Below are 14,782 nucleotides of genomic sequence, written 5' to 3'. Positions count from 1 at the left end.
CCGGGTCATTCGCTCGAGGAGCGTGGTCTGCGATCAGGGTCGGCGAAGGCGGTGAGTTCACGAATCAGGTGCGCTTCGCGGGCTTGTCGCCTTTGCTCCAGGACGTTGAACTCACCGGCCAGTGTATCCAGTGGTCGATCTGGGTTACGTTCCTGCAATTCAATCACCTGGTCCCGGTAAGCGCTTTCGATCTGCTCGAAGCGTTGCGCGTAGGCCTGGCGCAAGTGCTGCACCCACACTTCATTGGTGGCGGCAAAGCGCAGGAAATCTTCGCCGAGTTCACCACGCCGAACCTGCAGCTCGGCATCGATCAATTCCTCGATACTGGGGTTGATGGCATAGAGCAGCCTGTCGACAGGCTGACCTAGCTGCAGTGGCCCGTTCAGTTCGCGCAGGTAGGTCAGGCGCACCTCGGCGATATCCCGGTTGCCGGCCTCTCGCGTTGCCACCTCATCCACTGCATGTATGCGATAAAGGCGACGCAGTTCACGGTACAGGTTGGCCTCGCTGTCCGCGCCTTCGAACTGCAGGCGTTCGCGGGCGATGTAGAACTCGATGCTCTTGAAGGCCAGCAGTGCGCCGTCATGGCAGGTCTGGCTGCCGTTCTCCTGCGTCAGGGCTTCACTGGCCTGGATATTGAACAGTGCCCGATCGTCTGCGTCGAGCAGTGCTCTGACCAGCACTTTGTGCACCCGTTCGCACAGTCCTACGCGGGTTTCGTCGTTCCGGTAGGTGGAGGTGTTCCTCAACCGGCCCACCAGGGCGAGTAGTTCCTGGGCATCGCCTGCCTTCTGAAGTTGCTCCCAGACATCGCGCAGCGCTTCGTTCTCCACCTCCGACGCCTGGAGCCAGTCGTTGAGCCTGGGAACATCGTCGATGAGCAGCCGCGCCGGGTCCCCGAGAAGTTCGTTGAGCAGGTCCTCGTTCCATTCGGCAGGTGCATCGAACCTCAGGGTGAAGCTGCTTTGGCTTTCCGATGCCGCGCGTGCGCGGTGCACCGTGTCCTCCGACAGTGGATTGCCGTGGAGGCCGATCGTGCTGATGAGCACGTTGTTATCGAGGTTATGCATGATGTGGGGGGGAAGCTCCCTGATCTGGTTATCGCTCAGGTCCAGCATTTCCAGGGGCAACAGGCGATTTACCCAGGTCGGCCAATGCTCGAGGCCCATCTCGTTGAGATAAAGGCGTCGCAGCGAGAGGAGTGTATGTGGGGCATTGATGATCGTGCCGGCGCCGTTGCTGCTGAGGTCCAGTACTTCAAGCCGGTGCAGTGGCTCCAGCGCATCCATGAAGTGCTGGTCGACCTCCAGCCCGATATTTCGCAGTGCCAGGTAGCTGAGCCCGGAAGATTGCCTTAGCGCCATTGGCAGGTCTTGTGGTGCCCGTACGAAAGTGTCCAGGGTCAAGCGCGTCACATGAGGGAAACGACTGAGCAGATCCAGCAGCTGTGAGGTGCTACCGCTGACATTTTCGAGGCAGAGGTCGCGTACCCGTTCGGTGAAGAACGCAGGTAGCCGGGCCGGAAACAAGTCTAGTGCGACACCTGTCAGGCGTAGCGGGATGCTCAGTTGACGGGTCTCCTGACCACTCCAGAACTGCCTCAATGCCGTGGCGATACGCAATCTGCCGGCCAGAACGGCCTGGCTGACCACCGTGGTCGAGGAGGAGGCGTTGATGTAGTTGTCGAGAAGGTCATGCAGTTGCTGCCGCAGGCTCAATTGCTGATTCAGACGTTCACGGAAAGCATCGGGCTGGTCCCAGTCCAGGCGCGACCCAAACCCGTCCTGGTTGAGCATCACAGACAGCATGTGGTCGTGACTGATGGGGTTGCCTTGCAGGTACAGCTGGGGATGTTCGCTGGCGCCGTAAGGGCTTTCCAGAAGGAAGTGGGGCAGTAACGTGATCTGGTTGTTGCGCAAGGAAAGCTGCTCCAGGCGCGAGACGGTACTGTAGCCGAGTCCGTCCGGCCAATGGTCCAGGTGCATGTGGTCCAGGCCCAGATAGGTCAGCCTGAGTTGACTGTAATCAGGCGGGTAGTCCTCGGAGAGGCGATTTCCGCTGAGATCCAGGTGGCGCAGGTCGGCCAGGCTTGCGAGGCTGTCGATATCTGCTGTGGAAATCAGCATGTTCTGGTGTGTCAGGCTCAGCGATTGCAGCAAGGGCAGCCGCTCTGCGATCAACGGCAGGCTGAACTGGAACGGCGAGGGCAAAGCCTCTGGCCGGTAAGCGCGGCTGATCTCCAGTGTTCTCAGGTTGGCGAATTGCAGCAGCAGGCTGTGCAAGCGCGGTGTGTGCTCGCGCACGCTTTCATAGCGTTCAGGTTGGGTCTCGAGCAGTTGCAAATCGCTGACGCCTGCGGTGAAGAACGTCGGCAACTGAAGGGGGAAGTCCAACAGGGACAATCGCTCCAGGCGCAAGGGTGTAACCACGCTGCCGTTTGCGGCAAAGGCGCGATCATACCAATGCTGCATGATGGCGTTCGTCAACTGCTCGAAGTCGCTCCCACTCTGGCCAGGCAGAGCAGCCGTCCTTTGCCGCCAGTTGTTCAGGCTGGTGTGTAATTGGCTACGTTGCTCCTGCAGATTGTCGAGCAGGTCGTTGATTGCATTACGATCAAGGCTGCGGCTCTCCAGTGCTGTCAGGAGCTGCTCGGCGGGGCGTGACACGGGGGTGTGCAGGCCAATCTGCCTGATCCTGGCGAGCAGTGATTGCCGTGAAATGCTGGCAGCGCGTGGGCGAGAGCCGCCCAGGGGGTAGCCAATACGCCCATCGGCCAGGCGCATGGGCGAGCGGAAGCCCGGTTCCACCGCCTGCATGCCCAGTACCTGCCTCAGCACTGGGCGTGGCAGCAAGTCAGCTTGCTGAACCATTGCCTTGAGTGCCAACTCGTCATTAATCCCCAGCGCAGCGCGCTGTGCTTCGCTGAGTGCTTCGAACAGGGCGCCGTACAACGAGGCGTGGGCGTTCAGTGGTGCACCGGGGGTTTCGCTGCGCATCAGCACATAGCCGGCCTGGGCACTGATGATCGTTGAGTCTGCCGGCGCATCGTCGGGACCGATGCGGGTACTTTGGCTGGGCGAGTACATGCGCTGCTCCAGAGTGATGCCGAGATCCGCTGGCCACTCGGGTAACTGTGCAACGGTATGGAGTACCAGCCGGTCGGTGTCCCAGTTGCGCAACTGCTCCAGGTACAGCCCTTCATAGGCCCGGTTGAGCCTGATCTGCTGCTGGAGCAGGCGTACTTCGTCGGCCAGGCGCCTGGGAACTTTGCCATTGCGCAGCTCGCCCAGTTCGCTTGCGGTGGCATTGCCCAGCAGCTCCTCGATAAAGGGGGAGGGGAGCTGCCGATAGCGTGTGCGGAGCATTTCGGCACCCGGCGCCTGGCTTGCAGGCAGGCGCTGGTACTGCTGCAGGAAGTCACGCTGAACCTCGCCAGGTAATGCCTGCGTATTTGCCTGTTCCATGGCCTGGTAGAGCTTGAAGCGGGTAAAGGTATCCTGCAGTTGGCAAGGCAGGCGCCGACCTTCGCAGAGCACGTTGCGCAGGACATCCTCATCGATGTCGCTCACACGCAAGATGCGCTGTGCGGTATCGTCGTCGAATCCTTCGTTGAGTGCTCCCGAGCGGCGCAGCAGTTGGCTTTCCTGCCATAGCTCGGGGCGGTCCAACGGGTGCAGCCAGATGTCGGTGCCGTTGTGACGCAGCAGTGGTTGATAGGCGTTCGCCCGGCTCGGGTGTTCGATGCGGTAGCCATCGCCCTGTGCTGAGCGCCTGACCGAGAACACTTTGCCGTCCAGTTGCAGCCAGGTTCTGCCATGATGTTGACGCAGCCCCAGGTTGTCTGGCTGGAGTGTTGCAGGAAGGTCGACGGACTGGGCGTAGGGCGTAAGGTCAGGTTGCCAGAGCCTGGTCTGCCCCTCGGGGAGTTCCACATCGTCGAGTTCTTCGATGAATGAAGGCGTCTCCACTGGCATGGGCTCAGGCAAAGGCGCTGGCTCTGCCAAGCCGCCAACAGCGGCACCCACGCCACCCCTGACCGCCTTGATGGCCAGGGTGAATGCGGCCATCTCCGCCACGTTCTTCACCACGTCCAACAGGTACTCGTAAGCCTGTTGCCGATCGTCCTGGGTCCAGCTTTCGATACCCTCGTAGACTTCGTAGGCCAGTTGCAGCGCACAGACACCCAGCATCACCTCGCCGAGTGCAGGTACAAGGAAACCAGCGATGTTGAGAGTGGTCAGGGCTTTTTGCAGCAAATGCTCGCGGTAGCTTACCGCCGTGATGGTATCGATGAGGGTCGTAGGGATAGCGTGGAAGGCGGCATCTTCTTCATGGCGGAAGACTTTTTCCGTGACCAGTCCTTGCAACAGGGATCCTTCCAGTTGGCGCGTTTGCCAATGCAACTTGGCTTGTGGATCTGCGGTGCGTTCATGAGTGCCCTTGACCGTCAGCGTCAACGGCATCAACCGGTCCAGCAACTTGCCCAGCAGATAGGGCTTGTGGCGCTCTTTTACGCACTGATCGAGGTACCTGATGTCGCCGCGCAGGCGATCATGCAGCCATTGCTCGCATTCTGTCTGTGAGGCAAATTCCCTGAGCGGTGTCCTCGGGTCGCCGGGAATGTAAAGCGCCACCGATCGTTGTCCATCGATTGTCCTGTAATTGAACAGGCGCATGCCGGTCAGCTGCACGTCCCAAAGCGAAATGACACTGAACGTGAGGGAGGAGGATCGAACCGGAACATCCAGGGGTAGCGCCAGCGCTGCTTCATAGAGGTTCTGGCTGATGTCATTCTGCAGCCGGGCAAGGTGCAGGCTTTGCATGAAGGTGCAGCGCTCGAGCTCGGCTATCTTTTCGAAGGTCGCCTGGTTGCTTGCGCCGCTCTTGATGTCGCTGTAATAGATGGCCTGCAGCATTGCCTGGTACTGGCCGCCGATATCCAGCTCGCGGCACAGCTGGGCAAATCGTTCGGGCGCCATGTCGAGGGCGTTGGGGATGGGGACCGTGCCCATGAAGCCTTTATGGTCGAGGATCACCGACTTCGTGAGCAGGGCATCAGCGTTGTCCATGCCTCCGGGTTCGGCTGCACTGGCCGCGAAATTTCGCAGCGCACTCTCCAGCAATGAGCGGGTGGCTTTTTTGTAGGCCCCGACCTCCTGGCCGGGCTGATTGTCGAGTTGCCTGACGTCCAGCAGAAAATTGTTGGTGACATCCACCTCGAAGCCGAAGGTTTCCTTGATGGCCGTGCTCAACCGCTCCCTGGCGAATGCTTCCAGGTCCGGCAGGGGCTGATACAGGGCCTGCACCTGAGCCATGGCTGTCTGAAACCGCGCATGCTCGGTTGCCAGTGCTTTGGCTATGGCAGGTTGGGCCTGGCATGCCTGTTCCAGTGTAGATGCCCGGCCGCTCATCACCTGTTTCATCTGGGTATGGATCGAGGGTGGCGCGGATTTCAACCACTCGGGGGTTTTTCCGGCGATCAGCGCATAGGCGATGCTGGAGTCTTTCTGCAATGTCATGAGGAGCCCTGTGTGAAGTGAAAGGCTCAGTGACTATGTCCTTGCGCCTGGCGCGCATGTGGTAGATGTTTCTGTTCGGTGATTGCTCGATTGCTCGAACTTTGACGTTCGGCTGCACGAGAACATGCTCAAAGCGCAATTCAGGTTTATGATGGCCCACGGCTGAACCAAACCTCACACGGAGTGCGCGATGCAGACCCTCTACCCGCAGATCAAACCCTACGCCCGGCACGATCTGGCCGTGGAAGCGCCGCATGTGCTGTATGTCGATGAGAGTGGCTCGCCGGAAGGTCTGCCCGTGGTGTTCATCCACGGTGGCCCGGGCGCGGGTTGCGATGCCCAGAGCCGTTGCTATTTCGACCCCAACCTGTACCGCATCATCACCTTCGACCAGCGCGGCTGTGGTCGCTCCACGCCCCATGCGAGCCTGGAGAACAACACCACCTGGCACCTGGTCGAGGACCTGGAGCGCATCCGCGAGCATCTGGGCATCGACAAGTGGGTGCTGTTTGGCGGCTCCTGGGGTTCCACCCTGGCCCTGGCCTATGCCCAGACCCATCCTGAGCGCGTGCATGGGCTGATCCTGCGCGGGATCTTCCTGTGCCGCCCGCAGGAAATCAGCTGGTTCTACCAGGAAGGTGCCAGCCGTCTGTTCCCGGATTACTGGCAGGACTATATCGCACCGATTCCACCGGAAGAGCGCGGCGACCTGGTCAAGGCCTTCCACAAGCGCCTGACCGGCAACGACCAGATCGCCCAGATGCATGCCGCCAAGGCCTGGTCAACCTGGGAGGGCCGCACCGCGACCTTGCGTCCGAACCCGCTGGTGGTCGACCGCTTCTCCGAGCCGCAGCGCGCCCTGTCGATCGCTCGCATCGAATGCCACTACTTCACCAACAACGCCTTCCTCGAGCAGGACCAACTGATCCGCGACATGCCGAAGATCGCCCACCTGCCGGCGGTGATCGTGCATGGCCGCTACGACGTGATCTGCCCGCTGGACAACGCCTGGGAGCTGCACCAGGCCTGGCCGAACAGCGAGCTGAAGGTGATCCGCGACGCCGGCCACGCCGCCTCCGAGCCCGGCATCACCGATGCCCTGGTGCGCGCCGCCGACCAGATGGCCCGACGCCTGCTCGACCTGCCCCTGGAAGAAGCATGAAGGGGCTGATCCAGCGCGTGCGCGGCGCCCGGGTGGAGGTGGCGGGGGAAATCGTCGGCGCCATCGACCAGGGGTTGCTGGCGCTGGTGGCGGTCGAGCCTGAAGATTCGCCTGAGCATGCCGACAAGCTGTTGCACAAACTGCTGAACTACCGGGTGTTCAGCGACGAACAGGGCAAGATGAACCGTTCGCTCAAGGATGTTGGTGGTGGCCTGCTGCTGGTGTCGCAGTTCACCCTGGCCGCCGACACCCGCAACGGCATGCGCCCGAGCTTCTCGACGGCTGCGCCACCGGCCCTCGGCGCCGAACTGTTCGACTATCTGCTGCGCCAGGCGCAGGGTCGGCACCCGGTTGTGGCCAGTGGTCGCTTCGGTGCCGACATGCAGGTGCATCTGGTCAATGATGGCCCGGTAACATTTATGTTACAAATATGAGGTCAAAAAACCCTTTGTTTGTCGAAAAACAAGGGGTTTTGTACGATAAATAGTTTGTTCAGCCTGATGCGTTGTAACGCGACCTGCTGGATAATCGCGCGCTGCATGAACCTGCGTTCGCAGGTTCGTTTCACTTTGACTCGAGCATTGTCAGGATCCGTTTGGGGAATCATTAGGCCCTCACGGGGTCCGAACAGTGCTCGCCAACCCGGCATTGGTCGCTGGCCGTTGGTTTCATGATCTGTTTTCGGCGAGGATTGCTCGTGATTGTAAGCCCCTGTATTGCACCTAGAATCCCCGGTACCCGGCTGCGCAAGGCCATGCTGGCCGGCGTGGCGCTGGTCGGCCTGATGAGCGCGGGCCAGCTGTGGGCATTCAATCTGGACGATGTTGCAGCCAAGGCAAAGGATCTGGCCGGTCAGAAGTTCGAGGCACCGAAGAGCAACCTGCCGCCGGTGTTCCGCGACATGAAGTACGCCGACTACCAGAAGATCCGCTTCCTGCAGGAAAAGGCCGAGTGGGCCAAGGACAAGACGCCGTTCAAGCTCTCGTTCTACCACCAGGGCATGCATTTCGACACGCCGGTGACCATCAACGAGATCACCGCCAACAAGGTCAGGGAAATCAAGTACGACCCGAGCCGCTTCGAGTTCGGTGACGTGCCGCACGACGCCGACGCCACCAAGAACCTCGGCTACGCCGGTTTCCGCGTGCTCTACCCGATCAACAAGGCCGACAAGCAAGATGAGATCATGACTCTGCTTGGCGCCAGCTACTTCCGCGTGGTCGGCAAGGGCCACCGCTACGGCCTGTCGGCCCGTGGCCTGGCCATCGACACGGCGCTGCCGTCCGGCGAGGAATTCCCGCGCTTTCGCGAGTTCTGGATCGAAAAACCCAAGCCGAATGACAAGCACCTGGTGATCTACGCACTGCTCGACTCGCCGCGCTCCACCGGCGCCTACAAGCTGACCCTGCGTCCGGGCGAGGATACCCTGGTCGACGTCAAGTCGCGGGTCTACCTGCGTGACAACGTCAGCCGCCTGGGCATCGCCCCGCTGACCAGCATGTACCTGTTCGGCCCCAACCAGCCGTCCAAGGTCATGAACTACCGTCCGGCCCTGCACGATTCCGAGGGCCTGTCGATCCACGCCGGCAACGGCGAATGGCTGTGGCGTCCGCTGAACAACCCCAAACACTTGGCCGTGAGCAATTTCAGTGTCGAGAACCCGCGTGGTTTCGGCCTGCTGCAGCGCCAGCGCGATTTCAGCGACTACGAAGACCTCGATGACGAATACGAGAAGCGCCCGAGCGCCTGGATCGAGCCGAAGGGTGACTGGGGCAAGGGCACTGTCGACCTGGTCGAGATACCGACCGCCGACGAGACCAATGACAACATCGTGGCCTTCTGGAGTCCGGAAAAACTGCCGGAGGTAGGCAAGCCGTTCGAGTATGACTACCGCCTGCGCTGGACCATCAAGGAAGACCAGCTGCACTCGCCTGAGCTGGGCTGGGTCAAGCAAACCTTGCGTTCCACCGGCGACGTCAAGCAGTCCAACCTGATCCGTCAGCCCGATGGCACCATCGCCTTCCTGGTCGACTTCATCGGCCCGAACCTTGCCAGCCTGCCGGCCGACACCGCCGTGCGCAGCCAGGTCAGCGTTGGCGACAACGCCGAAGTGGTCGAGAACAACCTGCGCTACAACCCGGAAACCAAGGGCTGGCGCCTGACCCTGCGCCTGAAGGTGCAGGATCCGAAGAAATCCACCGAGATGCGTGCCGCGCTGCTGCGTGACGTTCCGGTCGAGCAGCCCAAGCCGGCCAAGGATGCCAAGCAGGACAAGGCCGCGGCCAAGCACGCTCACGCCAAGGCCGAGAAAGCCAAGGCCGAGAAGGCTGCCGAGCAACCCGCCGCCGATGCGGCATCCACCAACGGGATCCCGGCCACCACCGAGAAAGTGCTGACCGAGACCTGGAGCTATCAGTTGCCTGCCGATGAGTAACTCAAGCGCAAGGCCGGAATCGCTGAGCGAGTACCTGGCCCACCTTCCCCTGAGCGACGAGCAGCGTGCGGAACTTGCCCGCTGCACCTCCTTCAGCGAGCTGCACCAACACCTGGCGGCCCAACCGGCCGCCGGCACCACCGAGGCCGCCCAGGCTTCGGTGGGCGCCCGTCTTACCGTCGGCAGCGCCGCCGAACTGGAAGACGCCGAGATGCTCGGCGTCGATGCCGGTGGGCGGCTGTGCCTGAAGATCGCCCCGCCGATCAAGCGCACCAAGGTCGTGCCCGAGCCGTGGCGCACCAACATCCTGATCCGCATGTGGCGCCGCATGACCGGCCGCACCAACGCCCCGCAGCCGCCCAAGCGCGAGCTGCCGCCGGCGCGCTGGCGCACGGTTGGTTCGATCCGCCGTTACATCCTGCTGACCCTGATGATCGGCCAGACCCTCGTCGCCGGCTGGTACATGAAGGGCATCCTGCCTTACCAGGGCTGGTCGTTCGTCGATCTCGACGAGATCCTCAACCAGCCGTTGTGGGACACGGTGGTGCAGGTGTGGCCGTATGCGCTGCAGACCTCCATCCTGGTCCTGTTCGGCATCCTGTTCTGCTGGGTGTCGGCGGGCTTCTGGACCGCCCTGATGGGCTTCCTCGAGCTGCTCACCGGGCGTGACAAGTACAAGATTTCCGGCAGCAGCGCCGGCAACGAGCCGATCGCGCCCGAGGCGCGCACCGCGCTGGTGATGCCGATCTGCAACGAAGACGTGCCACGGGTGTTCGCCGGCCTGCGCGCCACCTTCGAATCGGTGGCCGCCAGCGGCAACCTCGACCGCTTCGATTTCTTCGTGCTCAGCGACACCAACGACACCGATATCGCCGTCGCCGAACAACAGGCCTGGCTCGACGTGTGCCGTGAAACCAAGGGCTTCGGCCGCATCTTCTACCGCCGCCGCCGGCGCCGGGTGAAGCGCAAGAGCGGCAACCTCGACGACTTCTGCCGTCGCTGGGGCGGCGAATACAAGTACATGGTCGTGCTCGACGCCGACAGCGTCATGAGCGGCGAGTGCCTGAGCAGCCTGGTGCGCCTGATGGAGGCCAACCCGGACGCCGGTATCATCCAGACCGGGCCGAAAGCCTCGGGCATGGACACCCTGTATGCGCGCATGCAGCAGTTCGCCACCCGCGTGTACGGCCCGCTGTTTACCGCCGGCCTGCACTTCTGGCAACTGGGCGAGTCGCACTATTGGGGCCACAACGCGATCATCCGCATGAAGCCGTTCATCGAGCACTGCGCCTTGGCGCCGTTGCCGGGCAAAGGCGCGTTTGCTGGTGCGATCCTCTCCCACGACTTCGTCGAAGCCGCGCTGATGCGCCGTGCCGGTTGGGGCGTGTGGATCGCCTACGACCTGCCGGGCAGCTACGAAGAGCTGCCGCCGAACCTGCTCGACGAACTCAAGCGCGACCGCCGCTGGTGCCACGGCAACCTGATGAACTTCCGCCTGTTCCTGGTCAAGGGCATGCACCCTGTGCACCGCGCGGTGTTCCTCACCGGGGTGATGTCGTACCTGTCGGCGCCGCTGTGGTTCCTGTTCCTGGTGCTGTCGACGGCGCTGCTGGCGACCAACACCCTGATGGAGCCGCAGTACTTCATCGAGCCGTTCCAGCTTTACCCGCTGTGGCCGCAGTGGCACCCGGAGAAAGCCATCGCGCTGTTCTCCACCACCATCGTGCTGCTGTTCCTGCCCAAGCTGCTCAGCGTCATCCTGATCTGGGCCAAAGGCGCCACCGAATTTGGCGGGCGCATCAAGGTCACCCTGTCGATGCTGATGGAGATGCTGTTCTCCATGTTGCTGGCGCCGGTGCGGATGATCTTCCACACCCGCTTCGTGCTGGCCGCGTTCCTCGGCTGGGCCGCGACCTGGAACTCGCCGCAGCGTGACGACGACTCGACTCCGTGGAGCGAGGCGGTACGTCGCCATGGTCCGCAGACCCTGCTGGGCATCGCCTGGGCTGGCCTGGTGGCCTGGCTGAACCCGAGCTTCCTGTGGTGGCTGGCGCCGATCGTCGGCTCGCTGGTGCTGTCGATCCCGGTGTCGGTAATTTCCAGCCGCACGCGCCTGGGCCTGGCGGCCAAGGACGAGAAGCTGTTCCTCATCCCCGAGGAATACGCAACGCCGCAAGAGCTGCTGGCGACCGACCAGTACACCCACGAGAACCGCTGGCACGCCCTGCACGACGGTTTCGTCCGTGCCGTGGTCGACCCGCGCCAGAACGCCCTGGCCTGTGCCATGGCCACGGCGCGTCACGGCCAGGCGGCCCCGATCGAGGCGCTGCGCGCGGAGCGCGTGGCCAAGGCACTGGAAGTCGGCCCGAAAGGCCTGGACCTGAACACCCGCCTGGCGCTGCTCAGCGATCCGGTGGCGCTATCGCGTCTGCACGAGCAGGTGTGGACCGGGCAAAACACGGCGTGGATCGATGTGTGGCGGGCGTCCATCGCCAACGATCCGCACTCGCCGCTGCTGCCGCTGCATCCGGAGAACGTGGCCCAGCCAGCCTTGGCCGGCGCCTGACCCTTCCTTGGGGCCGCTTCGCGGCCCGTTCGCCGGCAAGCCGGCTCCCACAGGTGCAACATTATCCTTGTGAGAGCCGGCTTGCCGGCGATACGAGGGCAAAGCCCTCGTTCTTCGCCATCTTTTGGCCAACAAAGTCCCCCCCGGCTCTAGGTCCTGCGCCGCGCATGCGTTAGCATCCGTCCCGATATTGCGCATCGGTCTGTCGGACCGTGCTTACAAGAAAAAATCTGCGTACTTCTTGCTAGGGGACTTGGTGATGATTAAGAAATACCTGTCGCGACTGCTGGTAGGTGCGACCGCCCTGATCGCGGTGACCGCCGCCCAGGCCGGCGCCATCGACGACGCGGTCAAGCGTGGCACCCTGCGCGTGGGCATGGACCCGACCTACATGCCGTTCGAAATGACCAACAAGCGCGGTGAGATCATCGGCTTCGAGGTCGACATCCTCAAGGCCATGGCCAAGTCCATGGGCGTCAAGCTGGAGATGGTTTCCACCGCCTACGACGGCATCATCCCGGCCCTGATGACCGACAAGTTCGACTTCATCGGCAGCGGCATGACCCTGACCCAGGAACGCAACCTGCGCCTGAACTTCAGTGAACCCTTCATCGTGGTTGGCCAGACCCTGCTGATCCGCAAGGAGCTTGCGGGCGAGATCAAGTCGTACAAGGACCTGAACAACGAGAAGTACCGCCTCACTTCCAAGCTTGGCACCACCGGCGAGATGGTCGCGAAGAAGCTGATCAGCAAGGCCAAGTACCACGGCTACGACAACGAGCAGGAAGGGGTGATGGACGTGGTCAACGGCAAGGCCGACGCCTTCGTCTACGACTCGCCCTACAACGTGGTGGCGGTGGAGAAGGCCGGCGCCGGCAAGCTGGTGTTCCTGGAAGAGCCCTTCACCTACGAGCCGCTGGCCTTCGGCCTGAAGAAAGGCGACTACGACAGCATCAACTACATCAACAACTTCCTGCACCAGATCAAGCATGACGGGACCTACGATCGTATTCACGACAAGTGGTTCAAGAGCAAGGACTGGCTGAAGGAAATGGAATAAGGCCCGGGCCAAAACCCCAGGCGCTGACCTCGACGCGCAGGCAAGCCCTGCGCGTTTCGCTTTTACGGAAGTACCCCACGTGATCAAACACAAGAAAGCACAGTGGCCCTGGCATGGGCTGACCGCGCTGGTCCTGGTGGGCCTGGCGTTCAGCCTGTACCTGGCCACCTCGATGATTTCCTATGAGTGGCGCTGGAACCGCGTTCCGCAATACTTCGCCTACAAGGCCGAGGAAACCCAGCGTGCCACCAACCCCGGCACGGTCGAGGAAATCGTGGTGTCCGGCGACAATGCCCGGGTCACCCTGAAGGACGAGAACGGCGACAACCAGGTCGTCGAAGTGGCCAAGGACAGCATGCTGCTGGCCCGCGGCGACGACGTCGCCGAGGGCGATGCCATCGGCGTCACCCGCCACTGGGCCGCCGGGCCCTTGGCCTGGGGCCTGTGGACGACGCTGTGGATCTCGGTGATCTCCGGCGCCCTGGGCCTGGTGATCGGCCTGTTCGCCGGGCTGTGCCGGCTGTCGAACAACCCGACCTTGCGTGATCTTTCCACTGTCTATGTCGAGCTGGTGCGTGGCACGCCGCTGCTGGTGCAGATCTTCATCTTCTACTTCTTCATCGGTACCGTGCTCAACCTGTCCCGCGAGTTCGCCGGGGTGGCGGCGCTGGCGCTGTTCACTGGCGCCTACGTGGCCGAGATCGTCCGTGCCGGCGTGCAGTCGATCGCCAAGGGGCAGAACGAGGCGGCGCGATCGCTGGGCCTGAACGGCGCCCAGTCGATGCGCCACGTGATCCTGCCGCAGGCGTTCAAGCGCGTGCTGCCGCCGCTGGCCGGGCAGTTCATCAGCCTGGTCAAGGACACCTCGCTGGTGTCGGTGATCGCCATCACCGAGCTGACCAAGAGCGGCCGCGAGGCCATCACCACCTCGTTCTCGACGTTCGAGATCTGGTTCTGCGTGGCGGGCCTGTACCTGCTGATCAACCTGCCGCTGTCGCACATCGCCAGCCGGCTCGAGCGGAGGCTTGCGCAAAGTGATTGAAGTCCGTGACCTGCTGAAAGTCTTCGACACCCGCGGCCAGGTGGTGCGCGCGGTGGACAACGTCACCACCCAGGTCGCCAAGGGCGAGGTGGTGGTGGTGCTGGGGCCTTCGGGCTCGGGCAAGTCGACCTTCCTGCGCTGCCTGAATGGCCTGGAGCATTTCGACGAGGGCCATGTGTCCATCGGCGGTTTGCAGCTGGACGACCCGAAGACCGATATCAACGCCTATCGCCGAGAAGTCGGCATGGTGTTCCAGCATTTCAACCTGTTCCCGCACATGACCGTGCTGGAGAACCTGTGCCTGGCGCAGAAGGTGGTGCGCAAGCGCAACAAGGCCGAGCGCGAGGCCAAGGCCCAGGCGTTGCTGGAAAAGGTCGGTATCGCGCAGAAGGCCAACGAGTACCCGTCGCGGCTTTCCGGTGGCCAGCAGCAGCGGGTGGCCATCGCCCGGGCCCTGGCGATGGACCCGAAGGTGATGCTGTTCGACGAGCCGACCTCGGCGCTCGATCCGGAAATGGTCGGGGAGGTGCTGGATGTGATGAAGACCCTCGCCCAGGAAGGCATGACCATGGTCTGCGTGACGCACGAGATGGGCTTTGCCCGGGAAGTGGCGGATCGGGTGTTGTTCTTTGACCACGGGAAGTTGCTGGAAGATTCGCCGCCGCAGGAATTCTTTGCTGCGCCGAAGGATTTGCGGGCGCAGGCGTTCTTGCGGCAAGTTTTGTGATTGTGTTTAGACCTGCGTAAACCGTGGGTGCAATGTATGTGATCAAAACTGTTCAGGCCTCTTGCTATATATTGGCGAGAGGCCTGACTGTCGAAATACCACCACCTTCCAATCAAAGAATGCTCATTTCTTGATCTTGATCTTGATCTTGATCTTGCTTCTAAGTGCGCGATAGTTCAGGCGCCGCCAATTGCGACTTCAGGAGGCCGAGCGGAGTTCTTGCGGAGGGAGGTGACGGGCATGGATGCCCGTCAAGCGCTGCGCCCCAGGAT

At 62.3% G+C, this 14,782-nt stretch carries 8 protein-coding genes; 7 read left to right on the top strand and 1 reads right to left on the bottom strand.

Annotated elements, in window-relative coordinates:
- Positions 1–5: 5 nt before the first annotated feature.
- Positions 6–5,519, bottom strand: a complete 5,514-nt coding sequence (locus tag ACVWZ5_RS03660) for a dermonecrotic toxin domain-containing protein (protein WP_186599688.1) — start codon at positions 5,517–5,519, stop codon at positions 6–8.
- A 190-nt stretch (positions 5,520–5,709) separates the two neighbouring features.
- On the opposite strand from ACVWZ5_RS03660, the gene pip reads away from it, so the two are divergent.
- The 7 genes from pip (at position 5,710) to ACVWZ5_RS03625 (ending at position 14,510) form a co-directional block, all read left to right on the top strand.
- Positions 5,710–6,681, top strand: coding sequence for a prolyl aminopeptidase (pip, locus tag ACVWZ5_RS03655; protein WP_046853900.1), 972 nt, complete (start codon positions 5,710–5,712; stop codon positions 6,679–6,681).
- Complete coding sequence (gene dtd / locus ACVWZ5_RS03650) at positions 6,678–7,115, top strand: D-aminoacyl-tRNA deacylase (RefSeq protein WP_062572597.1); 438 nt, start codon at positions 6,678–6,680, stop codon at positions 7,113–7,115. Before pip ends, dtd begins: the two co-directional genes overlap by 4 nt.
- 263 nt (positions 7,116–7,378) lie before the next feature.
- Positions 7,379–9,115 (top strand): glucan biosynthesis protein G, encoded by a 1,737-nt coding sequence (locus ACVWZ5_RS03645; RefSeq protein ID WP_336196370.1) that lies wholly within the window; start codon positions 7,379–7,381, stop codon positions 9,113–9,115.
- Positions 9,108–11,681: a glucans biosynthesis glucosyltransferase MdoH gene (mdoH, locus tag ACVWZ5_RS03640; protein WP_062572598.1), complete on the top strand. Its 2,574-nt coding sequence runs from the start codon at positions 9,108–9,110 to the stop codon at positions 11,679–11,681. The genes ACVWZ5_RS03645 and mdoH overlap by 8 nt, the downstream gene beginning before the upstream one ends.
- 262 nt (positions 11,682–11,943) lie before the next feature.
- On the top strand, positions 11,944–12,741 hold the full coding sequence (locus tag ACVWZ5_RS03635) for a transporter substrate-binding domain-containing protein (protein ID WP_028688382.1): 798 nt from the start codon (positions 11,944–11,946) through the stop codon (positions 12,739–12,741).
- Positions 12,742–12,820: 79 nt separating this feature from the next.
- Positions 12,821–13,783 carry an amino acid ABC transporter permease gene (locus tag ACVWZ5_RS03630; RefSeq protein ID WP_028688381.1) on the top strand — a complete coding sequence of 321 codons (963 nt, stop codon included), beginning with the start codon at positions 12,821–12,823 and terminating at the stop codon, positions 13,781–13,783.
- Positions 13,776–14,510 (top strand): amino acid ABC transporter ATP-binding protein, encoded by a 735-nt coding sequence (locus tag ACVWZ5_RS03625; protein ID WP_457340456.1) that lies wholly within the window; start codon positions 13,776–13,778, stop codon positions 14,508–14,510. Before ACVWZ5_RS03630 ends, ACVWZ5_RS03625 begins: the two co-directional genes overlap by 8 nt.
- Positions 14,511–14,782: the final 272 nt, after the last annotated feature.

The sequence above is a fragment of the Pseudomonas sp. TE6283 genome, assembly GCF_054060555.1.
This window is presented reverse-complemented; position numbering and strand designations above follow the sequence as displayed.